General features: G+C 44.8%; 19 protein-coding genes. 5 read left to right on the top strand and 14 right to left on the bottom strand.

From position 1 onward, the window contains the following. Nucleotides 1–654 (top strand): ABC transporter permease (locus JC525_RS09775; RefSeq protein WP_198815664.1); only part of this gene is annotated, 654 nt, incomplete at its 5' end. Nucleotides 655–678: 24 nt separating this feature from the next. On the opposite strand, the gene JC525_RS09770 is transcribed toward JC525_RS09775, so the two are convergent. The 9 genes from JC525_RS09770 to JC525_RS09730 form a co-directional block, all read right to left on the bottom strand. Next, a complete protein-coding gene (locus JC525_RS09770) occupies nucleotides 679–2262 on the bottom strand; it encodes a methyl-accepting chemotaxis protein (RefSeq protein WP_198815663.1) in 1584 nt (527 codons plus the stop codon). Nucleotides 2263–2415: 153 nt separating this feature from the next. Then, nucleotides 2416–3921 carry a sensor histidine kinase gene (locus tag JC525_RS09765; RefSeq protein ID WP_198815662.1) on the bottom strand — a complete coding sequence of 502 codons (1506 nt, stop codon included), beginning with the start codon at nucleotides 3919–3921 and terminating at the stop codon, nucleotides 2416–2418. A 75-nt stretch (nucleotides 3922–3996) separates the two neighbouring features. Beyond that, nucleotides 3997–5079 (bottom strand): methyl-accepting chemotaxis protein, encoded by a 1083-nt coding sequence (locus tag JC525_RS09760; RefSeq protein ID WP_198815661.1) that lies wholly within the window; start codon nucleotides 5077–5079, stop codon nucleotides 3997–3999. A 146-nt stretch (nucleotides 5080–5225) separates the two neighbouring features. Next, nucleotides 5226–5648, bottom strand: coding sequence for a hypothetical protein (locus tag JC525_RS09755; protein ID WP_332874096.1), 423 nt, complete (start codon nucleotides 5646–5648; stop codon nucleotides 5226–5228). A gap of 37 nt (nucleotides 5649–5685) precedes the next feature. Continuing rightward, nucleotides 5686–6984: a sulfite oxidase gene (locus JC525_RS09750; RefSeq protein ID WP_198815660.1), complete on the bottom strand. Its 1299-nt coding sequence runs from the start codon at nucleotides 6982–6984 to the stop codon at nucleotides 5686–5688. A 67-nt stretch (nucleotides 6985–7051) separates the two neighbouring features. Beyond that, nucleotides 7052–8056, bottom strand: coding sequence for a YeiH family protein (locus JC525_RS09745; RefSeq protein WP_198815659.1), 1005 nt, complete (start codon nucleotides 8054–8056; stop codon nucleotides 7052–7054). A gap of 4 nt (nucleotides 8057–8060) precedes the next feature. After that, nucleotides 8061–9068, bottom strand: a complete 1008-nt coding sequence (locus JC525_RS09740) for a TauD/TfdA family dioxygenase (RefSeq protein ID WP_198815658.1) — start codon at nucleotides 9066–9068, stop codon at nucleotides 8061–8063. A gap of 9 nt (nucleotides 9069–9077) precedes the next feature. Next, entirely contained in the window at nucleotides 9078–10031 is a 954-nt protein-coding gene (locus JC525_RS09735) for an aldo/keto reductase (RefSeq protein WP_198815657.1), read from the bottom strand. 371 nt (nucleotides 10032–10402) lie between these two features. Continuing rightward, nucleotides 10403–11152, bottom strand: a complete 750-nt coding sequence (locus JC525_RS09730) for a GntR family transcriptional regulator (protein ID WP_105932620.1) — start codon at nucleotides 11150–11152, stop codon at nucleotides 10403–10405. A gap of 98 nt (nucleotides 11153–11250) precedes the next feature. Between JC525_RS09730 and JC525_RS09725 the strand changes: the two genes are divergently transcribed. From JC525_RS09725 to JC525_RS09710, 4 genes are all read left to right on the top strand, one after another. After that, nucleotides 11251–12003 (top strand): sulfite exporter TauE/SafE family protein, encoded by a 753-nt coding sequence (locus JC525_RS09725; protein WP_198815656.1) that lies wholly within the window; start codon nucleotides 11251–11253, stop codon nucleotides 12001–12003. 171 nt (nucleotides 12004–12174) lie between these two features. Then, nucleotides 12175–14241 carry a glycoside hydrolase family 31 protein gene (locus JC525_RS09720; protein ID WP_198815655.1) on the top strand — a complete coding sequence of 689 codons (2067 nt, stop codon included), beginning with the start codon at nucleotides 12175–12177 and terminating at the stop codon, nucleotides 14239–14241. Nucleotides 14242–14257: 16 nt separating this feature from the next. Beyond that, a complete protein-coding gene (locus JC525_RS09715; RefSeq protein ID WP_198815654.1) occupies nucleotides 14258–15985 on the top strand; it encodes a solute:sodium symporter family transporter in 1728 nt (575 codons plus the stop codon). A 273-nt stretch (nucleotides 15986–16258) separates the two neighbouring features. Continuing rightward, nucleotides 16259–18667: a TonB-dependent receptor gene (locus tag JC525_RS09710; RefSeq protein WP_198815653.1), complete on the top strand. Its 2409-nt coding sequence runs from the start codon at nucleotides 16259–16261 to the stop codon at nucleotides 18665–18667. Nucleotides 18668–18776: 109 nt separating this feature from the next. Here the strand turns inward: JC525_RS09710 and JC525_RS09705 are convergent, their stop codons facing one another. The 5 genes from JC525_RS09705 to JC525_RS09685 form a co-directional block, all read right to left on the bottom strand. Further along, nucleotides 18777–19724 (bottom strand): cation diffusion facilitator family transporter, encoded by a 948-nt coding sequence (locus tag JC525_RS09705; RefSeq protein WP_198815652.1) that lies wholly within the window; start codon nucleotides 19722–19724, stop codon nucleotides 18777–18779. Nucleotides 19725–19896: 172 nt separating this feature from the next. Further along, the gene (locus tag JC525_RS09700; protein ID WP_198815651.1) at nucleotides 19897–21381 is read right to left on the bottom strand and encodes a tryptophan halogenase family protein; all 1485 of its coding nucleotides are present in this window, start codon (nucleotides 21379–21381) and stop codon (nucleotides 19897–19899) included. A 13-nt stretch (nucleotides 21382–21394) separates the two neighbouring features. Next, entirely contained in the window at nucleotides 21395–22432 is a 1038-nt protein-coding gene (locus tag JC525_RS09695) for a cupin-like domain-containing protein (RefSeq protein ID WP_233095095.1), read from the bottom strand. A 48-nt stretch (nucleotides 22433–22480) separates the two neighbouring features. Then, a complete protein-coding gene (locus tag JC525_RS09690) occupies nucleotides 22481–23197 on the bottom strand; it encodes a SapC family protein (RefSeq protein ID WP_198815650.1) in 717 nt (238 codons plus the stop codon). 21 nt (nucleotides 23198–23218) lie between these two features. Then, entirely contained in the window at nucleotides 23219–24787 is a 1569-nt protein-coding gene (locus JC525_RS09685) for a tryptophan halogenase family protein (RefSeq protein ID WP_198815649.1), read from the bottom strand. Nucleotides 24788–24827 lie beyond the last annotated feature (40 nt).

Here is a 24827-nt window from a genome sequence, read left to right as displayed (position 1 = left end):
GAGCATGAGCATGAGCATGAGCATGAGCATGAGCATGAGCATGAGCATGAGCATGAGCATGACGAGCTTACTCAAGTTAATTACGAAAGCGACGCTTTTGCGCCACAGTCAGTATCTGTCGTTATGTTAGGGCTTAAACACCGTGTCACCGCACTTCAACTTCAGTATCAAATAAATCAAAGTAAAAAAGAGCCACTTATGGCTATTTTACCGGGTATGGCGCTGGCTGAACTATGGCAGATAATGGGGAATGTTGAGGCATTACTACTAGGCTTATCAGGTCTAATTGTCATTTGTGCACTGATAGGCCTTGCCACTATGTTGTTGGCAACAATGCGCGAGCGCTATCAAGAAATAGCGATACTTAGAACCATTGGCGCGGGCCCCTTTACTTTGCTTTTACTTGTTCAAATTGAAGCTATGCTGCTAACAATAATAAGTGCGGCTTTAAGCATTGGAGTAGTGGCAGGATTAATGAGCGCACTTAAACCCTGGCTTAGCAGCACTTATGGGCTATTTTTAAGTAGCCCATTGTTCGGTAAAAGTAGTGCCATCATCATTTTGCTAATATTAAGCTGTACTTACCTCGTGTCTCTTTTCCCAGCTATCGCCGCCTATAGGCGCGGTTTGCACATAGGGTTAAGTCAGCGTTAATATCTTAAACGTGGTGGAAGTTTTTTACTCTCCCACCCTCCCACTTGTGCTGAAACGGATAATAAGTTCATTCACTTGCGCCACCGTTCTGCGTAAGTCATTACTCGCAACCAATGATGCTTCTGATGAGCGCTGCGTCTCTGACGCTCCGTCGGCTACCTCAACGAGCTGTTGATTGATATGTTCTGCCACAGTACTTTGCTCTTCCACAGCCGAAGACATTTCAACTGTTGCGTCAGCAATACCTTTAACGGCGGTGTTGATTTCAAATAGTGCGCCGCGCGTTTCTTCAACAATAGCACTGCCGTTTTCGGCAGACGCAAGCCCTTCATTCGAAACCCTCACCGCGCGCTCTGAACGCTCAGCTAATTCACTGATAATATTGTGAATTTTATCTGTCGACTCGCGGGTTTTTGACGCTAGCGTACGTACTTCATCAGCAACGACGGCAAAACCTCTTCCTTGCTCGCCTGCCCTTGCAGCCTCTATTGCCGCGTTGAGCGCAAGTAAGTTAGTCTGCTCTGCTATTGTAGAAATGATGTTTGCCGCTTCGCCTATATCAGTGGTTGACTGCGCAAGTTCCGTGACTGTTTTTGAAATAGACTGAACGGCTTCACGCAGTTCAACAATCGCTTGCATTGCCTGCTCTGCCTTTTTATTGCCCGTAGCTACGTTTTCTGCGGCGGATTGTGCGCTTTTAGCATTGCTTTCTACGCGCTCTGCAACTTCCTGGATGGCCTGACTCATTTGCGTAACTGCAGAGGCAATTTGCTGTGTAGCTTGGTTCTGCTGAACAACCGCCGCGCTGGTCCCTTCTGCTTGTTCGTGAGTCGTCTTGGCAATTCTGTCTAAGCTTGCAGACGCATCTTTAATCCGGGTTAGCGCTGTACGATTACGCGCAAGCTCACACCCAAGAGCAAGTTTGACCTGGGCAACATGAGTAGAATCAGCAAAGTAAGTTTGTGCCACCGTTTCATCGGTATAACTTTCTGGACTAAGTGACAGTATCGCCTTCCACTCTTTCTTACTTTGCAACTGTTGAACAGTCGTCAATACTAGCGCTCCGATTAGCGCTATAGCCCCCGCAACTGGGCCATGAGTTACCCAGAGTAAAATAGTTAAAAATGCACTGACACCCAACGACAAAAATAACTGCTTAAACATGCCCGCAAACTTAGTAAGAGGCGATACCGCAGACTTTCCTTGATGTAGCCTGCCATAAACATCCGATGCTCGCTGTATTTCTTCATTTAGGGCGGGCACTCTAACAGACTCATATCCAACGATGCTTTGCCCCTCATAAACCGGTGTAACGAACGCTGACACCCAGTAGTGGTCCCCGTTCTTTCTTCGGTTTTTAACTAGCCCTAACCAACTTTGGCCAGACTCCAGCGTGCGCCACATTTCCTTAAACACCGCGGAAGGCATATCAGGATGTCTTATGATGTTGTGATTTTTGCCAATTAGTTCCTCTTTATTGAAGCCACTTGCTTCTATAAATTCATCGTTACAATGCTGTATTACACCACGTTTGTCGGTGGACGAAATAAGTCGATGATGAGCCGGGAACTTATATTCTTTTTGTGTAATTGGCTGGTTGTTTCTCATGTATTACTTTCTCCAATTCGCAAAGCGTGAATCCGTCTAATTGGGAGCATCGCTTTCCCATAAGCCTAGATCATAAAACGCTTCTGTCTAGTACAAGAAGAAAATTAGAGAAATATTTAATTTTATCATTAAGTTAGAATATGGCTTTAAACTTTAGTTTAACGGCAAAATGACAGTAACTTTCGTTCCTTTGCCCTCTGCACTGACTATATCTATTTTCCCATTATGTTCTTCGATGATGGTCATTGAAATTGACATTCCCAACCCGGTTCCCTCTCCCACGGGTTTGGTCGTAAAAAAGGGGGTGAAAACTTTATCTAGGGTCTCTTGCGACATGCCCTCACCTTCATCGTCAATGATGAGAAACAAATTATATTCATTCTTTTCTATTCGTAATTCTATGCCTTTATCTTGCGGTGTTGCGTGAATAGCATTTGTTAAAAGGTTAACCAGTACTTGTTGTATTTGGCCGGAATTTCCATTGAAGTAAATATCTTCTTCTGGCGCGTCGAATACGACTTTATTTCGATATTTATGCACGTTATTGGTAAGCTTGATAGCCATGTTCATTGCTTCGATGGCACTAATTTGAGAATGTTTCCCCGACCCGGGATAGGAAAAACTTCGCAGTGCTTTAACAATATCAATAATTCGCTCTATCCCTTCGTGAGATTCGTCAAACATTTCGGTTATTTCTGAAGCACTTTCACGCAGAGCAAAACGTTTCTCCAGATGCAAAAACCTCTCTTCTATCTCGCCACCTGCGAATTTACAAAGACTTCCGATTTCGTCAAGCGCGCGTTGATAATCGTTAAAAATATCTTTCGCCACTACGGTATTACTTCGTACGTAACCGATGGGGTTATTAATTTCGTGAGCAATACCTGCTGCAAGCTGTCCAAGCATCGCCATTTTGTCTGCACTAACCAGTCTTTCCTCTAAAAAGTCGCGATCTTTTTTGATACGACTTAATTCGTGCTGCCTAATACTCAACTCACTCTTTTTATTTTGATATCGAGAGGTAATATTCAGATAGTGCTTTGTTGTATCTAAGACATACAGCGTCTCTTCGTCGAGATGATCGTCTTTAGTGAGCAAAACAAGCCACGTATATTCGCCCTCAGACATTTCGTGCATAAAATGTAACAGGCGAGCTTCTTGATTTGTGTCTGGCCGCGTTACGACACTCACGCACCAGTGCGAGTAGCTCTCTCTTAAATCTAATGGTGTCTCCTCTAACATTAATTCCGCTAAAATATGAGACGTTATCCAACCTTGTTCATATACTAAAACACGGTCGTCATCACCTATGCTTAATTTTTCATTTTTCACCGAGAACGCTTTACCGCAATAAGCACCGCTAAATTCTACAGCCGACTCCAATGCTGAAAAGATGAAACTCTCCGCAGATTTTGCCTGAGTAAGTTCGGACGCTGTGCGATTAAGATAAAGTAGTTCTCGCTCCCGCTGCTTAGAGTCGCTAAGAGCTTTTCTTAAAGCTTGGTTGGCAAGATAAGCATCTTGAGAGTAGGTTTCGAGGAATGATTCGGCGTTTTTTCGCGCCATTTTCTGACGCTTCAACTGACGTTCAAGTGAATTGACGCGGGCTTCTAACGCTAAAATGCGCTCCTGTTCAGAGGAATGTGATGTGCCACTCAATTAAAAGCCCAACGTTGTGTTTGCTAGCGAAGAATCTTAATGCTGACCCGTCAAATTGATACCAATTTGAATAGGCTAATTAAGTAGCCTATCAAGTAGCGTCATTACCCTTTCGCTTGCGTGCTCCATTTCTAATAGCTTAGCATCTGACTCATCATCATTGCCATTTTGTTTAGCTTGAATGGCAGCAACACCACTGCTATGCACTTTTGCGTGGGGTGCTTCAATCTCTCTAAAAGCAGCCGTCTGACCGATAGGCTTACTCGCATTCTCACGATACCACTGCCCCAAACGGCAGCTTACATGGTCGCTGAATTCTGAGAGAGATTTGGTGCTATAACCACACAAGACTGAATAAACATCCGCTTTCCATACAACGTGGTCTAACTTAACGGTTTGTATAAATGTTGCCATTGCACCTTCGCTGATAGTAGATTTCATACTATCGCAGTGTTGCACCATAGTTTCATAACTGCCGTTTAGCTGATTGATACCTTTCTCTAACTGTTCGTTGTTGCCGCGCAGTTGATTCACACCTGAAACAGCTTTGGACGTCGATTGGATTATACCGTTGACCAGTTCCGAGACTTCCGTTGCTGATTTATTTGTCTCAGTCGCCAATGCACGAACCTCATCGGCCACCACGCTGAAGCCCCTTCCTGCATCTCCCGCTCGGGCAGCCTCGATCGCCGCATTAAGTGCAAGGAGGTTAGTTTGATCAGAAATGCTTGTAATGGTGGTGACGAACTTGTTGATGTTGTCAGCAGTAGTAGATAAGCCAGAAATACGCTCGCTCATACTCCCCATCTGTACATTAAGACCGCTCATATCTGAAACAATTTTATTCAGTGTAGAAGCTGATTCGCTGAATAAATCATTGATATTCTCTATAGATTGGCTTTCTGCATTTATTCGTTCATAAGAGCTAAGAACGGTTTCCCTTACACCCTCTAATTGTCTTAGTGCATCGATTAAGCATCGCACTACGATAGAATCGGCGGTTGATTTACTTTGTTGACTCGCAGTTTCTATTGTATTGATTAGCTGGCTGTTTTCAGCTTCAAGACGCTCAATTTTATCTAGCGCATCTTGAACTCTTGCCTCTAACACCCGCACTTGCGATTCTTTTTCTTCGTATTTACTGCGAGATACAAACATAGTGTGATTACCAGTGTATTTATAAAATTGTTTTAACATTAACAGATTTTCAGGCTTTTTACCTATTAGCCTGAAGTAGTGTTGTTATCTAAATATCGGTATAAAATAGAGAAGCTTAAGCATTAATTCTTCTAAATTTTTCGCATTCATTGTTTAGGTAATAAGTGAGGGGAAAGCTGAGGGCGCCTTGCACTTTTTTTCGGTCCGTACCAGGTTGATAAATAATCCAGAATAACAGGTTCAGCTTCTCCTAGAGCCCACAACTTTTGGGTCTCCTGCATCCATCGGATAGTGTCTAACCAGCGCTCTCGACTCATGGCATTTTGTGTAATAAGAGAAGAAGAGTGGCAAGCGCTACAATGTGCTAGTACTAGATTGAAGCCTTCTGCTTTCACTAAACCAGACTGGGCGTCTATTTCAGGTTTGGCAACAGTCATTGACGTGCCCTTGATTACCTGTCCTTTTTCGCCCGCCCTCGCATAGCTAGTATGAAATGCAGCAAAAGATAAAATAAAGCCAATAAAAACAAGTAAGCCAGAGATGTACGGTTGTCTTTTGAGATTATTCACGAAGCACTTGCCCTTTCAAAAACTGGGATCATTACTTTCACACAACGCGAATAGCAATTCGATGACAGGCATTATTTAAGTAACCTTTGGGGTTCCAACCGGGCAAAACCATCGGCTGTGCTTTTCCATGTTCGTCTTGTGCTTTCGCCCACACCTCATAATAGCCTTGTTGAGGAAAATTAACCTGTGCACGAAATTGCTGCCACGCATGCCTGTTTGCTGGCGCACTCAAATGAGCCAGCTGCCATGTTTGCCCAAAATCAATAGAGGTAAACACCTTGGCTATTTTGCCCTCGCCACTCCAGGCATGACCGCGAACGTCTAGCTTCTTTGCCAGAGGGTGGTCGCTACCTGACTTAGGGAACGTAATAAGCGACTTAACCGGCATGGCTTCGATAATGCACATGTCCCCGTCGGCGACTTTTGCGCCAGGCGCAACAGGTTTACACGGAACTCGATAGGCTTTCCCTAGCATTTTCGCACCGTCGTGAATGCGATCTCGAATAACTATTTTTTTGAGCCATTTACCTGACGTTGATGCGGGCCAGCCGCCAAATACAAGTCGAAGCGGATAACCGTTCATTAAGGGAAGCGGTTCATCATTCATAGCCCATGCAATTAACGACTCATCTTCCATCGCTTTATCAATAGGTACGCCCCGCGAAATAGCCGCCTTACCCGGCGTTCGGCTCAAGTGCTGATCGTCACCGTAATAGCCAATGTAAACCGCGTCATCCTTTACACCCACTGATTCTAGTACGTCTTTGAGCCTTACCCCAGTCCATCTTGGACAGCCTACCGCCCCCGTTGTCCACTGATTACCTGTGGCTGCCGGAGAGAACTCGGCACGCCCGTTGCCGCCACACTCTAGCGTTAGCTGATAGGTATAGTGCTTAAATTGAGCTTTAAGCTCTTCAAGGGTAAAGGTCTTCGACCGTTCTGCAGACTCTCCTTCGATGGTGAGAGTCCAGGCGCTCGCGTCTGGCTTTTGCGGGGGAATACCGTTATTTCTCACGAAAAAACGCGAGGCGGGTGTCACCGCATCATCTAACATGTGTGCGGGGGTTTCTGCGTTTAGTGGTCTGTCGTTGAGTATGGTTAAGCCGTCCTTGCCATCTATAGAAAATGGTGTTTCGGACTGGGCAAATGCAGCAGGAATAAGACCTGCCGGCATAAATTTACCATAAACGACTTCGGCGCCAAGCAACAAAGACAGGGACTTCAGACCTTTAATAAAACCGCGCCGAGTCAACGTGTTGCTAGTTCGCTGAAAAACCTGTTCGTCGGCTTTTACAGGGTCTTTAGCATAAAGTTCGTGAAGACCGTGTTTTTTCACTTAGACCACCTTATCAATACAAACGCATTATGTGCAGAACGTGCAGCTATAAATTGATGAACTGCCTTCACATGGCGTAAAGAAAACCAAGAATAAGCAGCGCAATCCATAGGGTTTCAACGACTATCATGACAATGGGGAGCACACCCACTTCGGCAAGCTTGCCCAGGTTTGATTTCATGCCGATAGCAGTAATGGAAATCACCAGAAAGAAACGAGAAACCTGCGTGCCTGCTTCAATCACAAATTCAGGTAACGTTGCAAAACTATTGAGCAGCATTAATGCAATAAACCCGATGAGAAACAGCGGCATTTTAGGTACTTCACCGCCCTCTGCTTGGGTATTGGTTTTATAGAAACGCTTGATGACAAGCATCATGATCAATACCACCGGCATGAGCATGGCAACGCGAACCAATTTGGTCAGTGTCGCCATATCACCGGCGCTTTCTGACACTGAGTAACCTGCACCTACTACCTGTGCTACATCGTGAATTGTGCCGCCGAGAAAGATGCCAGCTTCGGTATCTGTCATACCTAACTGTCCAGCAATTATCGGGTAAAGCACCATGGCGATAGTAGACATAGCCGTTACGCCGATAACGGTAAGTAACGTATCTCGCTCGTGGTTTTCACCTTTCGGGAGAATAGTAGAGATCGCAAGGGCTGCAGAGGCACCGCAAATAGCAACGGAGCCGCCGGTAAGCGCTCCGAAACGCTTTTGAAGCCCCAATATTTTTGCCAGTCCCACACCCAATACAATAGTGGTGAATATGGCGCCAGCGAGCATGAGTGCTGTTTGCCAACCTAATACCGCTAAATCACCTAGGGCTATTCTTAAGCCAAGCAAAACGACGCCCGCGCGAAGCAGCGTACTTGCAGTAAAGTCGATACCGCAAGCGCATGGCGTATCGTTTTGATAAAGAAACGATACCGCCATGCCTAACAATAAGGCGAACAACATAGCAGGGGCATTGTAGTGCTCACTTAAAAACAGCGCCGCCATGCCTGTGATGGTAGCAATACCCAGCCCAGGCCAAATGTTTTTACACTTTACTGCTATGTCATTCATGCCATCATCGCTCTGACGCAACCAAGGCCACAAGTACTACACGCTTGCGGTCACCAGAGTAAGGACGACGTCCGTGCATTGCGCGATAATTATCAACAATTGCTACGTCACCGTCTTGCCACTCTAAGTCAAACGTAAAGTCTTCTGATAGCGCAGCTACACGCTCTAACCCCTCTTTTGGGATAGCGCTACCGTCGCCGAACGTTATTGCTGAGGATGGGTTCTCGCGAACGCCTTTCCAGCCCATATAGGCTGCGATAAGTTGGTTATAAAACACTTCAGAGCCGTCATCTAACTCGATGACCGCAGGCAGTACAGGAGTGATAGCTTTTAAGCTTCCATCTTCCAACCATTCCCAGCTATAACCTAATTCTTTAAGTTTAGCCTCGCCTTCTTCCACCGTCTCAACGCTCAGCGTACTTTTCCAACTTCGCCCTTGACCAGAATTGGCATCATTTGCTGCTGGCATTGTGGTCGTGTACTTCAGACCCTTCTCTTTAAAATCGTTTGCTAGTGCTGGGTTTTCAGCTTTCAACGCTTCAAATAATTTATCTGAGCGACACAGGGGCGTTGCTCCTCCTTCATCCGCTGCGGTTTTACAGAAGAAAAAAAGCTTACTGGGAGAAATAGGCGTTTGCGCCATTTCGTGATGAAGAAAAATTTCAACATCTTTAGGCGCTTCGTTTGCGGTAAACACCCGTTCGGTATAATTGATGCGCACCGCGTTAGACAGCGACTCTTGGTAAGTAAAGTTAGGATAGCCGAAGCCTGCTGAAAAAACGTCAAAGGTCTCTGCCGAATCAAGAGGAAACCCTCTGAAAAGCAGCGCACCAGATTTAGCAAGCTTTGCTTCAAGTTCTGCTTGATTTGCTTTAACAAAGGCAACGGTTTCCGCTACGGTGGAACAGTTTTCATTGTTCACGACTATTTCAGGGAATACGCCGCCGTTATAGTTGTGCTGTGTAGGTACGCTTGCATACGCTACCGCAGAGCTGTCATTGACGTTTTTCATAATTTACTCCTAGTCGTAAATGGGGTGGAAACGATTAAAGGCTGCTTCGCAGAAGTGACCCGGATCGTTAAATCGACGGTTCATGTTTAACGCAGAAATTGCCTGCATTTCACTGTCGCTTAGTGAGAAATCGAAAAGCGCCAAGTTTTCTTTCATACGTTCCACTTTTGACGTTTTCGGAATAATGGCGTTACCGCGCTGAATACCCCAACGCAATACAATTTGCGCTGGCGTTTTATCATGGGCTTTTGCCGCAGCTTTTACTACGCTTTGCTCTAGCACTGATTCCGTCTGATCAGCCATTTCAAGCTCTAAGTATGAAAGCGCACCTAAAGGCGAAAATGCAGTGACGTTTAAACCATAGTCTTTCGCTAAGCGAATTAAACGTTCTTGGGTAAGATATGGGTGAGATTCAATTTGCAGCATGGCCGGCTTGATACGCGCGTAACTCATTAGGTCGTTAAGCAAGCCTGTGTTGTAGTTGCACACACCGATTTGTTTAATTTTCCCCTTATCCGCTAGCGCCTCCATGGCTTCCCATGTTTTGTGAAGCGGTACAGGAGCAAGCTCCATTTTAGGTTCAGCTGCATCTGGTTCGTAGAACCATTCAGGCGGATATCGTGTTTCGATTGGCACGAATTTTTGCGCGATAGGGAAATGGATTAGGTATAAATCTAGGTAGTCTAGCTGTAAATCAGATAGCGTTTTTTCAAGCGCCAGCTCAACATGTTCAGGGGCGTGAAAGGTATTCCACAGCTTTGATGTTATCCATAACTCTTCTCTGGTGCATAAACCTTCATCAATAGTGCGCTTTATACCTTCGCCCACTTCTTTTTCGTTACCATAGTCTGCTGCGCAATCTAGATGGCGATAGCCCGCTTTGATGGCTTGATAAGTTGTTTCGGCACAAATGGCAGTATCTACTTTCCAAAAGCCAAAACCTACCTCTGGTATCTTATTCATTGTTTTATTCACCTTAGAATTTGTTGCATTGAGCTAATTTGTTTTACTTTAACAGTATGCTCTTGTATAAATTCAGCTTCAAACTTTAGTCTTGTATAAGATATAAGTTATTACACAGACATTGCTATGTCAACAAACTGTTAACAAGCTAAATAAAAAGATTAGCGCTAGCATCAAGGTACCCTAATAGATACCTGTCGTAAGCTTTTTAATTCAGGCTGTGGGTAACTTAGAGTAGTAGCAACATAGGGTGCGGCTTTCTAGCGTGAAGAGTGGGCGACAGAAGAAGCAAAACAGAAGATAATGTAAGCGAAAAGCGCAAAGCCACCGTCTAGATGACTCAGCCTGAAGGTTCCTTAGGGTGTATCAAATTAATCAAGTTCAACTTGATAATGATAATGGTCGGTTCTGCACTTACTTTCGCGATACTCTATTAACTTGCCGTCAATAGATTCAGTAACCCGGGTGACCAAAAGTAATGGTGTTCCTTTTTCAATACCCAAGCTTTTCGCATCACTTTTTGACGCAAGAACAGCCTTGATGCTGTCACGGGTTTTAAAAACAGTTTGGTTATAGTCAGTCTGATAAAAATGGTACAACGTGTGAGGAATGTCTTCACGTTTTTCGATATCAAGAAACATTTTGGAAGGCAGGAAAATAGTCTCTAGCATACAAAATTCGTTTTCTAGTATGCGCCTGCGTTTAAGCTTCACGGTTTTATCCTTTGCCGTTAAAGCAAGGGCCCCCTGTACCGTTTCATTGGGCTCTACCAGCTCTTTGCTTATTAGCTCTGCTTTAGGTAAGTCAGCACCTTTTCCGTCGGCTTGCAATGGAAAGAAACGAAATAATGCATCTTGAGCGGTATGTTCAGAAACGAATGTACCAACGCCTTGCCTGCGGGTTACAATTTTAGTGTCAGTAAGCAGTGTTAACGCTTTGCGAACCGTTCCCTGACTCACGTTGAATTCATCAGCAAGTTTGAACTCACTAGGCAGCATTTCACCGGGTTGCCATCGACGCTCAACTATAAGCTGCTTGATGTATTCAGCTACTTGTTGGTATAGAGGCTGAAAGGCAAGACTTGGACCGCTGAGTTTGTGATCGAATTGAGATGAAGACATGAACCCTAACCTAAATGCTAAATTTTTGTTTTTATATCATACACAAGAGTTATAGCGCATTTTTGATTTAAATCACATACATCATAGGAATAACGTAAATGCTTTTGGAAACAATGCTGCCCATGTTTGCGCTGCTAGGTCTTGCGACGCTCCTGCAAACCCTAAGCGGGTTCGGGTTTGGGTTAATGGTGGTATCTAGCTTTACCTTATTCGGTATCATGCCGCTTACCGCGACAACATTTATGGTGAGCTTTTTAAGCCTTTTTAATTCGGTTAGCTTGGTTGCCAAAAATCGTAACCAAATTAGTTCGCGTGCATTTAAAATAATACTTATTAGCGGCATTCCTTTTATGGCGATTGGTTATGCGCTACTAGAATACTTATCGATAGGTATGGCTACGTGGTTAAACCTGTTACTAGGCTTCGCTATTTTAAGCTGCTGCGGCCTACTTTTAATAAAGAGAAAACGAGTACAACCATCAGGCCGCGCTTATGGTTTCTCTATTGCGGGCGCTTTAGGAGGGCTGCTCGGCGGTCTTTTCTCGACCTTTGGCCCTCCTGTGGTGTTTCAGTGTTATCGTCAAACATGGCCGATAAATGAAATACGCACTACATTGTTGGCCGTGTTTAGCGTAACCGCATTGATACGTCTTGCCATAGTACCTTTCGGCACACTCCCCTCGATAGACGTTGTGATTTCTGCACTACTCGCAGTGCCAGTCATTCTTATATTTACACGAGTAGGCCGCGTGCTGGCTGCGCGAGTGTCAGCATCTTCAGTGAGATTACTGGCGTTAACCATGCTCGCGCTAAGTGGCGTTACGCTAATTGTGAAAAACATAAGCTTTTAAGCCCTTTTAACCCAAACTTCAGTGATAATGAACAGAACTTAATAAGCTACAAACGCACCTCAGCGAAGCCACCCCGAATCTAAATCTTCATAATTTACTAATTGCAGATTGACACCTAAGTTACATTTCATTAACTTATGTCTTATATAAGACATCAAGGGTAATGTAAAAATGAGTAACGCTTTTTGTGTAACTGAGCCAGATTGGAACGATATTAAAGCCGCTGACATTACTGAGCAGCCCTTTTTGTCTGACGATAAAACACTTATTGTCCCTACGCAACACGGCGAGTTGAGCCTAAGTATCAGCCAGTTTGGTTTACGTATTCAAAGTGATGCAAACGTAACTGAGGACTTTGGAATGCTTACACAAGCACCCGATAGACAAACATTGGTACTTTCCGGTGACAAGTCCCACAGTACCCTGGCAGCAGGTGATTATCGATTAGAAATTTTTGCAGCTCCTCTTCATTTCAAACTATATAAAAATGACGTTTTAGTTCAGCAAAGCGCCACTGACGGCCACTTTGTGCGACAGCATCGCTTACCGCCGTTTGCTAAAACTGACAAGGGTTGGTTAGTAAGTTTAGAGCTAAGCTACGACGAAGCCGTTTATGGACTTGGCGAGAAATGGGGCAAGCTTGATAAACGCGGCCAACTTATTCGCTCGTACAATCATGATGCCTTGGGCGTAAACGCAGAGAAGTCATACAAAAATACGCCTTACGCATGGAGCCCAGAAGGTTGGAACCTTTTTGTACACACGCCAGCTCCTGTTACTCATGGTGTGGGATATGCGCTCTGGTCACAGCGAGCGTATGTGTGCTTGGTTGAAGATGAAGTACTCGACATGTTCTTGTTCCATCAAGACTCACCAGCTAAAAGCCTTCAAACCTACAGCGAATTAACAGGCTTTGCGCCAACGCCGCCTACGTGGAGTTTGGGCGTCATTCTTTCTAAAGCATATTATAAAGATGCTGATGAGCTACTCGCCGTTGCCCGAGAGGTGCGCGAAAAGAACATGCCTTGCGATGTAATAACACTCGATGGCCGCGCATGGCAAGACACTGATACCCGCTTTTCTTTTGAGTGGGACCCTAAGCGCTACGAAGATCCAAAGCCGGTTATTGATGAGCTTAAAGCCCTAGGTTTCAAAATCTGCGTATGGGAATACCCCATGATTTCAGTGAAAAACCCACTCTATAAAAAAGCGGCAGAAAAAGGCTGGCTCATAAAATATAAACGCACTGGCGAAGCGTATCGCTATGAATGGGATTTGAGCCCATTTGGTGAAGTGCTTACACCGCTACCAGACTCAGGTATTTTAGACTTTACCAATCCAGAAGCTTACGAGTTTTGGAAAACCTCGCATAAACCTCTTTTTGACCTTGGCGTAGACATGATCAAGGCCGACTTTGGCGAGCAGCTAGAAGACGACAATATGCTGTCTTATAGCGGTGATTCAGGCAATCGTCTGCACAACGTTTACAGTATGCTCTACAACCGCTGTGTCTATGAGGCGGCCGAGGCTTACTGCAAAACTGGCCCGTTCTTATTTAGCCGTTCAGCATGGACGGGAAGCCAGCGTTATCCTTCACAGTGGGGCGGCGACCCGCAAGCTGATTGGCACGGGCTCGCAGCAAGTATCCGTGGCAGCTTGTCTTGGGGAATGTCAGGCGGACCTTTTTTCGCCACGGATATCGGTGGTTTTTACAAAGATACCCGAGATGCAGAGCTATATGTCAGATGGGCGCAAGCGTCGGTATTTAGCGCTCACATGCGATTGCACGGCATTGGTCCTCGCGAACCCTGGTCTTACGGCGACGCCGCCTCCGACGCTGTTTTTGAGGCACTGAAGCTACGCTACAAACTTATTCCTTACTTAAGAGAAACTGCAGAAAAAGCATCACAAACAGGCCTTCCGGTGCAGCGCGCTATGGCGTTGGCCTTTCCTGACCAGCCGCTTTCTCACGCTTTTGAGCAACAGTTTATGTGTGGTGATGACTTGCTGGTTGTGCCTTGTGTTGTGCCTGGCGGTAAAATTAAATACTACTTACCTAAAGGCGAGTGGGTGCGCTTTGGTACCGATGACGTGGTACAGGGTGAACAATACATAGAAGAGATATTGGCACTTAATGATGTGGCGGTATTCATTCAAAAAGGCAGTCGCATAGTCATGGGCCCAGATGTTCAGCATACCGATATGGATATGTCGAATATCTCGCACTGGCCAGCATAGCGCTTAGGAGTTGTTCATGGATATTACCCTTACTCTACTGTCATGTATGGCATTTATGGCAGTGGTTGCCGTTATTTCTTACATGAAAACTAAAGGGGAAGTAAATACGCAAGACGGTTACTTCCTTGCTGGAAGAGGGCTTACCGGCACTTTTATTGCCGGGTCCATGATCCTAACAAACCTTTCCGCAGAGCAGCTTATTGGCTTAAATGGCTCTGCTTTTGGCTACAATTTAAGTGCGATGGCATGGGAAGTCACTGCCGGAATTTCTACCATTATCATGGCGCTTATTTTCTTACCCCGTTATTTAGCGGGCGCTTTCTCCACCTTGCCTGAGTTTTTGCGCGACCGATTTGACGATAGCGTACGTAGGATGACGGTTGTTCTGTTTATGGTGGGCTACTCATTAGTAACTATTCCGTCGGTACTTTACTCTGGCTCTATTGCCGTACTTCGGCTTTTCGATGTTCCAAGCCTATTTAACGTAAGTTATGAAGTAGGCTTAGTTATGACCATTGTGATTGTTGGCACCATAGGCGCGCTTTACGCTATTTTTGGTGGTTTAAAGGCAGTGGCAGTATCAGATACCATCAACGGTGTGGGCCTTTTAGTTGTGGGTTTACTGGTTCCCGTTCTGGGCTTGGTTGCCTTGGGAGACGGCAGCTTTAGCCAAGGTCTATCTACTATTGCTACAACGGAAACCGAAAAACTAAACGCCATAGGTGGCGTAGACGACCCTGTACCCTTCGGTACTATTTTTACCGGTATGATATTAGCTAACCTGTTTTATTGGGGTACAAACCAATACGTGATTCAGCGTACTCTTGGGGCAAAGAACCTGGTTGAAGGCCAAAAAGGCGTAATATTCTCAGGCTACTTTAAAGTGCTAGTACCTTTTATGATGATGCTGCCAGGCGTAATCGCATACCACCTGTATCAAGACGAAAATCTTCAAACTATTGATCTAGCCTACCCCCACTTGGTGAAAGATGTGCTGCCACAATATTTGTCAGGCTTCTTTTTAGCGGTCCTGCTGGGTGCGGTGTTTAGCTCTTTCAATTCTTTACTTAACAGTGCAGCCACCCTCTTTTGCTTGGATGTATATAAACCCTTCAAGAAGAATAACGTAAGTGACGAAAAGCTAATACGCGTTGCCAAAATCACCAGTATTGTTATTGCGGTTCTTTCCTTTATTACTGCGCCGTTGCTTATGTTTGCTCCAGAGGGATTGTGGCAAATCATTCGTATATTCACTGGGTTCTACAATATCCCTGTAATCACCATTGTACTGGTTGGTTTGTTTACCAAGCGAGTACCTGCCCTAGCCGCAAAAGTGGCCATTATTTTCCACGTCATCGCCTATGGACTGCTTAAGTTCGTATGGGAAGTCGATATCAACTTCATTCATATTTATGCCATCTTATTCGCTATCGAACTGGCCATTATGTTAACGATAGGCAAGTTCTATCCAATGGCGACACCATGGCACTTTACGCCCAAAGCCGAAGTTAATATGACCCCTTGGCGCTATGCGATACCGTGCGCCATTGTGCTTGTTGGCCTTATTGCAACACTGTACCTGATGTTCTCTCCTGTAGGCTTTGTGGGTGGTGTTAGCAGCGCCTTTATTCCGGCACTTATTGGATTATGGGCGACATGTTTTGTCGCAATTGGACTAAGCCTTAAATGGTGGCGTGTAAGATATGAGCGAGGTTTAGAGCGTCTAACCTCGCAGCCCGCATAAGCCAAACATTTTAGTTCTGTATAGAAAAAACACGAAAAAATTAACATAACGTTTGCAAACGACTTAACAATTGTTTAACTTAATCACTCTTATATAAGACACTAGATAAAAGATATCTTTTATCTAGTTCTTCAAATAGAAATTCGCGTAGCGCTGTACCCTACGTACTAAAAATAAAAACCAAGCACCGTCTACTTACAACGGTTGATATATCAAAAAAGTGTTGGCCATTGTTAGTTAGAGCGAGATAAGCGAAAGACCCTGGAGAACAACATGAATACAAAAAGATCGATCATTAGTAAGGCGGTAACCCTTGCTATGACATCTGGCTTGCTGCTTCACGCAAATGGCTATGCGCAAGATGCAGAAACCGAACAAACTGAAACAGCTAAAGACGACAAGTCATTCGAGCAAATTGTCGTTACCTCACAGAAACGTGTACAAAGTATTAGCGACGTCCCTGTTGCAGTATCCGTATTGCGCGGTGACCAGATAGAATCGGCTTTCGCAAACAATGTTGAAAATCTTCAAGCGCTTGTTCCATCGGTAAGCTTCCGCAAAGGTACAACAACCCGTAACTCTGCACTAACCGTTCGTGGTATTGGCACAATTTCATTTAGTATCGCTGCCGAACCAAGTGTGGCGACAGTGGTAGATGGTGTGGTACTAGGCCGTTCAGGGCAAGCTTTCGCTGACCTCTATGACGTTGACCGTATTGAAGTGTTGCGCGGTCCCCAAGGCACGCTTTTCGGTAAAAATGCTTCAGCCGGTGTAGTCAACATCACCACAAAAGATCCTTCACAAGAGCTAACGGGTAGCCTTTCCACAGAATTTTACCAAGACAACGAATATCGTTTAAAAGGCACGGTGAGCGGCGGTTTAACCGACGACCTTTCAGCTAGCCTGACCGTCTTCCAAGGTAAATTCGACGGCTACATCGACAACGTTTACAATAACGAAACGGTAAACGGCTATGACCGCGAAGGTGCGCGTGCAGTAGTACTCTATGAACCAACCAACGATTTAAAAGTAAAATTTATCAGCGAATTTTACAGTGCTGATGACGATTGCTGTGCCGACTTAGAGGGCGTATCAAGCGGTCGTAATCCAGATTCAGAAGCTGCGCCTAGCAGCGCGACTATTTCTGACGGTATTGATTTAGAGCAGCGTCAAATTGACCATGACTTTGAGTCTCGTACTATTGACGACCACTCAGCCTTCTCTGTTCAGGTTGATAAAACCGTTGGCGATTATACGTTCACTTCAATCACCGCTCAGCGTTCGTGGGAAAATACTGAATTCCGTGAAGGTGACTTCACCTCAATTGCTGGCGACAGCGACCAACCTGTATTTGGTGTACCATTCCAATTACACGATGTAGGTGAGCAAGAGTGGAGTCAGTTTTCTCAAGAATTCCGTGTTGCTTCAAACCTGTCTGGCCCATTTAACTTCCTAGCTGGTATGTTCTACTGGAACATGGATTCAGAACGCAACTTTACCCGTGATGCGAGCTGCCAGAATAATGCAGGCCAACTTGGTGATGCACTTTCGTTTTACGCACAAAACAATTTATCGGGTGACGACCTAAGTGCCGCACTATCAGACTTAGACGCTTACGCTGATTCATTGGGTGTATCGTGCAATGCAAACGATATTGTTTCTGCCACCGCATTTATGAGTACCGAATTTAATAACTGGGCGGTATATGGCGACGGAACTTATGACTTAACTGATGATATGCGTCTTATCTTCGGTCTTCGCTATACCGATGACGAAGTGTCTTATAAGCATCGTCGCATTAGTAATGATGAATATGGTCGTCGTGGTGTTGGTGTGCGCCCTGCTACCGAAAACACTGACGCAGAAGGTGTGGTAGATGAAACCAATCTGTCTGGCCGTGTTGGTCTTCAATACGACCTGGACCAAAACCAGATGGTTTATGCAACTTACTCACAAGGATACAAAGGCCCTGGTTTCAACGTTTACTATAACTTCAATCCAGCGAACGACGGTAGACCTATTGGTGCTGAAGAATCTGACGCGTTCGAAATAGGCTATAAGTACGCAAGTCGTGATTTGTTACTAAACGTTGCGCTCTTTAGCACTGACATTGAAGGCTTCCAAGCGAACAACTTTGACTGTTCAGACGGTGCGTGTATTACCCGTCTTACTAATGCTGGTGATGTTACCACCCAAGGCATTGAGCTTGACATGATGTGGAACGCTACTGACAACTTAACCCTTATCGGTGGGGCTGCATATACCAAAGCAGAAATTGACAAGTTTAATTGTCCCGAAGAGGCAACATGTACTGACCGTTCAGGTCTTGATGTGCCTTTCTCGCCTGACATGAAGTACTCACTAACAGCTGAGTATTTTATGGAAACAGAGCATGGTTTTAACGTTTATTACAACGCGTCTTACATCTACACCGATGAACAGTATTCTGACCTTCCGGGTAACACAGGTGAATTTAATCCGCACTCATTGCTACCTAACTACAGCATGCTTAATGCTAGTGTTAGTTTCTCATTCAAAGACGACGCTTTCCGTGTATCTTTGATTGCTAAAAATCTGTTAGACGAAAGCTATGCAACCACATATAGCGGTGACAACTTCCGTTATCAAATTCCTCGAGATGCAGACCGTTACTACGGCATAGCATTTAAGGCACAGTTCTAAAGCTTCAAAACGTGTGTGTTCAAAGGGGCGTGCAAACGCCCCTCTTTTTTGCTTCGCCTTCACTTGCCAATCAGCAGCAAGGTATGCCCTTATAAAAAAATAAAGACGTTCAACTAATTTCTTCGTGCTCATGATGATGAGAATGAGCATGCAAATGATCACTTTCATCACGGCAGGGTTCTCCCGGTAATTCAAACTCTATCGTGGTATGCGCAAGCTCAAATGGCGCTAGGCGCTCATGAACCTCGTCTTTTAGCAATCGTAATTTGTCGTTATCTATTGCACAATTAATTACTACATGCGCGGTAAGCACATGCTGCTCACCGTCAAGGGACCAAAAATGCACGTGATGGATTTCTTCAACGTGCTGTATCGACAGCAGCGCACTGCTGATTGCATTCCTCGTAGCTAAATCAGGTACACCCTGCAAGAAAAGCGTCATTGTTTGAACGACATAGCGCACTACGTTTACTAAAATAAAAAGCGTAAAACCAATAGATAAAATAGGGTCGAGAATAGGCCACTCTACAAAGTGAAGGACAATGGCAACCGCGAGTACTGCGACCCATCCCATTGCGTCTTCAATTAGGTGCCAGTTCAGCACTTTTTCATTCATCGAATGACCGCCATGAAGTTTATAAGCGGCGAAACCATTAACAATGATGCCGAGTATCGCCAGCCCAATCATCCCTTCGGTAACGGGCATTTCTGGGTTGTATAATCGGGGGATGGCCTCAGACAACACCCATATTGAGCCAACGACAAGGATCACCCCGTTTATCATCGCCCCCATAAGGCTCAAACGTTTAAAGCCGTAAGTGTATTTTTCGGTTGATGCCTTGTGACCAAGTTTACTTAAATACCACGCCAAGCCTATGGAAAGCGAATCACCTAAGTCGTGAACAGCATCAGCCATAATGGCGACACTATTAGTTAGCCATCCGCCAATAAATTCAATAATGGTAAAAATAAAATTGAGCCAGAATGCCCAACCAATACGTGTGGAGTCTTCGTTGTTCGTTGATGGATCACAATGGTGATGGCCGTGATGGTGCATGTAGGTGTCCGGTGCTATGTATACCCACAATACTATGCCAATCTAAATAAGCTTTTGCTTCTTTTTTCGCTCTTGAGGCAATTAAAATACTGCACTGAGGCAGAGGCAACAAACTGAGAATATAGCGTGGCGCGCCTATTGCGCACCACGCTGAAAGGTTAACTGTTGAGACTTACCCGCAGAAACGAGTAATGTAGTCTTGATGAGGAGGTAGTTTAGCAACGGTTTTATCAATACCTTGCTTGATACTATTTAATAAGGTTTCCAGCTCCTGTCGACTCATTGTATCAACAATCGGATGGTAGCTTTGTGGCATTAATCCCTGTCCAATCATAACTTGCTGCCAAGAATCATCAAACAATTCGCTACCTTCTCTAAACACACGTCCTGTTTTTTTGAATAAATCTATACGATGTCGCAGAGATGCTGGAATATCCATTTGACGACAGTGTCGCCAAAACGGCGAATCTGTCCTGTTAGTCACATGATAGTGAAGGATGATAAAGTCCCGAATGTGCTCAATATCAAAATCAGCTTGACGGTTGAACTCATCAATATCCTCTTGCACAATTCCTGCAGTTGGAAACATGCGAAGAAAGCGCACTATGCCCTGCTGAATTAGGTGAATACTCGTAGACTCTAAAGGCTCAAGGAAGCCGCTGGCCAACCCTAGTGCTAAACAGTTCCTATTCCATTGTTTGCGCCTTTTTCCCGTTCTAAAATGAATAACTCTAGGGTCGTTTAGTGGCTTGCCTTCTACGTTGTTTAACAGTTTCTCAATGACTTCATCATCAGAAAAATAGTTACTGCAAAACACCATGCCGTTACCAACTCGATTTTGCAGAGGAATTCGCCATTGCCATCCGGCTTCATGCGCGATACAACGAGTATAAGGGATAGGTTCTCCAACAGACTCTGTCTGAACCGCTACAGCACTATCGCAAGGTAACCAATGCGACCAGTCTTCATAACCTGTATGTAGCGCTTTTTCTATCAATAGACCTTTGAAGCCTGTGCAGTCAACAAAGAAGTCACCTTCAATTACTTCACCAGATGCTAAGGTTAACGACGTTATAAAGCCATCCTGCTCTCTTGTCGTTACTTCTTTTATTGTAGAATCGATGCGACGAAGGCCTTCTTTTTTCGCCAAGTTACGTAAAAATGCAGCATAGCGCGTGGCGTCAATATGATAAGCGTAATTCAGGCCATTGTTTGGCAAGTGTGCAAACTTATTTGCTTCTGCCGCCTTTCGCTCTAAGCAGTAATCACCGAAGTCCGTTGCCAGCCCCTCTTTCAGGCCTCGCATCCAGAAGTGCTGGAAACCCGCTGCCCAGCAGTCTTTCCCTGTTACACCGAAGGCATGTAAATAAGCATGCTCAAGATCTCTCCAATTCTCAAAGTTAATGCCCAGCTTAAATGTTGCGTTGGTTTGGGCCATGAATTCTTGCTCATTAATCTTGAGCAACTTATGAAAAAAGACAAGCGTTGGAATAGTGGCCTCGCCCACGCCCACAGTCCCTATATCAGAACTTTCAATAAGCGTGACGTCAACTTCTTTACCTAGCAGCCGTGTAAATGCGGCTGCTGCCATCCAGCCTGCGGTACCTCCACCTGCTATGACCAATCGCTGCTTTTTCTTTGTCTGCGTAGATGCCATATTTACCTCTAATTTAATGCTTTAAATTGTTAACCAGCCACGCTTTAAACTGGCGTATAGTATTTTCGTCTAGCTCGCCAAGAGGACCTTGCTTTGACGGTGGTATATGATTGAAACGCGTCCCGTCGTCATCAAAGACGTAATGTTCAAAAAGCGCCTGCCACGCTCTTCGCTGTGTCTTGGGTAGCTGCTTTAAAGTAAGTAGCGCGTGATATAAAGCATTTTCGGAGCGGCCGATATATGCAGGTACCTCTCGCCACCAATAATTGATAAGTAGATTAATTGATTCTGTGCCTTCTATGTGATGCCACCACATAGACGGTATGTAAAGCGCATCGCCCGGTAGTAACTCAACCACCAAGGAATGCTTCATCGCCTCCTCAAATCGAGGGTATTTGCTCAGGTCTGGGGCACTGAAATCGACCATACTGATCGGTTGACCTGCAGGCGTAAAATGCAGCGGCCCAACATATAAATTTTTCGTCTGAGAAGGGGGAAACAACGTTACTCTTCGCTTACCAGAAGCAACACAGATTAAATTATCAGGAGCGTCGTAATGCGCAGCAATTCGGCTTTTATTACCAATCCATAGCGTACCCAATGGGTCTAACGACTCGATCGCGATTTTGTTTTTTCCAAGCAAACCTGGCAGACAGGTATCTACTGTTGTAGAGCCCACATAAAGGGTCTCGGCCGTTGAATTATGCTGCTCAGCCAAAAGCGCGCCTAGCGCAGTTTTAAACGGCATTTTAACCCGCGAGAAATTAAAGCCGGTGATATCGTCGTTATAAAACATGCGGCCATCGGCAGACGCTGGCAATCGAATTGCGTCAACGACTGCACCTCTATCAAACTCAAGAAGATAGTCACACAAAGATTCATTGCTAACCTTCGCAGCTTGAACAAGTGGCCACTCTGCAACAAGCTGCTCAATAACGAGCGGTTCGTCCCGCCCAGTAAGATAGTCAGCAAGTTCACTTTGCGAGCATTCAAGGGTCGACGTTGTTACAGTTTCTGGTTTGGCGCAGCGATGCTGCCACATGTTATCCATAGAGGCGAAACGCTCTCTTATCTTTGCAACGGCTGAATGGTATAGTTCTCACGCGCGTTCTTTTTTAAGCGTAACAAGAGTACTCAGTTGAGACATAGACGCTAGCATCATATAAATCGTGTTTAGGTGACCTTTCTCGTGCAGATCTCCTAGTGCATCTTTATCCAACGATTTAAGCACATCTTCGTTAATTGTATAAAATCCAGACAAACGATTCGTTCCGTTGCCATCCAGATCAATATCTACAACAAACGACTCGATAAGGTTATTTGCCTCAAGGGCAGCTATAAATTGTCCGTGGCTAGCTTGAGACTCGTGTAGTGTGCTGAGTACATTTGCTACATTGTCGATATATTCGCTGTTACCTCCATGCGGCAAAAACACGTCAACACTATTATTGTGGGGTTCGTTTACTACTCTCGGGTCGTCCATATCGACATGAATAGACAAGCGCTCTTGGCCATCCGTGTTGCTTCTTCCAATTAAAAATGGCCCTTTTTCAATGACTAAAGGACGGTAAGAAGCGTGCCACTTGTCATCGTCTAGAAATAAGTTTTCACCTTGTTCTAGTCCAAACAATGCAACCATTTGAAAGTTGCCTTCACCATCTTTTGCGAAAACCAGAGGATAATGTGCTTGTGCATGTCTAGCCTCAACAGGAAAAGCGGCGACACACATTTGCTTAGCGTCAGGTGAAAGTGAAAAGTCTTGAATCACTTTTAGATTTTTATGTTCCACATTGTTTAGCAAAACATGATTTGCCATCATTTTCTCCTAGGTGCAATTCTATGCGCGAATTGCCTTAATTAGTTCACGATTAGTCGGAAGAGCAGCAACGTGCTTCTGAGAGAGTTTTTCGTTCGCCTTTACTGCGTTTAACGTTTGTCCCATCACGCTATCAGAGTATCGAGAGAAGTTAATAGCGAATTGCTCTGGCGCTTTCATTCCGTAAAGTACATACATGTAGCTAGCCGCTGGAAAAAGTTCGTCGGCATAGCAGAAATCTGTTAAAGAGATAGGTCTATACTGCCACTCAAGCAGCCAGTCTTTGAGCTGTTCAGAGGCATTATCAAGGTTAGTCATGAAGCGCCAATAGGGCGAATCCTTTCGTTCGCTTAACACGTAATGCAACTTAAGAAAGTCAACGATACGCTCCCAGCGACGCGTAAAGTTGCTATTAAAACGTTTGCTCACCGAAGGCATAATTTCACGATGATTTGGTAAGTGCTCCGAAATAAAACGAGCGGACATTTCAACCATTACTAAGGCTGATGCCTCTAGTGGCTCTACAAAACCTGCACTTGTCCCTACCGCGACACAGTTTTTAACCCATGCTGTTTTTCTATAGCCTGGACTGAATGTGATTTTTCTGAAGTCGCTTTCCGACACATCTTTCGTTTTTTTACATGATGTTAGATAGGCTTTGAGCGTTTCTGCTGCTTTTTCGTCACTTGCAAATTCGCTGCTATAGACGCAGCCTACGCCTTTTCTGTGCGGTAGGCCAATATCCCAAATCCATCCGTTCTCATGCGCTGTAGATAATGTCGCTGAAGCAATATCAACATTTTCATCTACGTAGCCAGCTTGGACTGCCATCGCACTGTTATTTTTCAGGCCATGTGATACATCGGTGATGGGTGAATTGAAATGTTTTCCAATTAGGCTTGCAGAGAATCCCGTACAATCGACGAATAAGTCACCATGTATTTCTTGGGACTTACATTGCAGACTTGCTATATAACCCTCAGCATCTTCTTTAATATTTTCTATATGGTCGTTAACATAATTAACACCCAATCTTTCGATACTGTGTGTTTTTAGTAATTTTGCAAATTTGTGAGCATCAAGGTGATAGCCATAATTAGCCACGGCGGCATATGGTGGTGTTTGCACCTGCTTTGGCGCCTTAGAAAAGTTACACAGTAATGACTGCGTACTAAACATTTCGGAAAAGGTGGATTTTTGATGCTTGTGACCCTGTGATAGCCACAATGCACCAACTTCACCCTCGAAAAATCCGGCCGGAAGGCTAAACGGATGGTCGTAGACATTTTCTGATTCTGTCGACTTCCAGTTTACAAAACGGGTGCCCTGCTTAAATGACGCATCGCACGATGCGATAAAATCGGCTTCACTGATCCCTATTTTTCTCAGTGTATCGCGCATTGTGGGCCATGTGCCCTCGCCTACCCCTAGTATTTTTACATCTGGGGATTCCACAAGTGTTACCGACACACGCTCATTGTTTGTGATGTTGTGCTCTGCAGCGAGAATAGCGGCTGTTAACCACCCTGCAGCACCGCCGCCTGCCACGACAATGGAAGTTAATGGAGCTTGGAAATGTGATTCCTTCATATTACTTACCAACAATGATGGAGTTTCGACTTGGTGAACA

The sequence above is a fragment of the Alteromonas sp. IB21 genome (genome assembly GCF_016405965.1).
Lineage (GTDB): Bacteria > Pseudomonadota > Gammaproteobacteria > Enterobacterales > Alteromonadaceae > Alteromonas.
The sequence above is the reverse complement of the archived record's forward strand: the minus strand, read 5'-3'. Positions and strand labels throughout refer to the sequence as shown.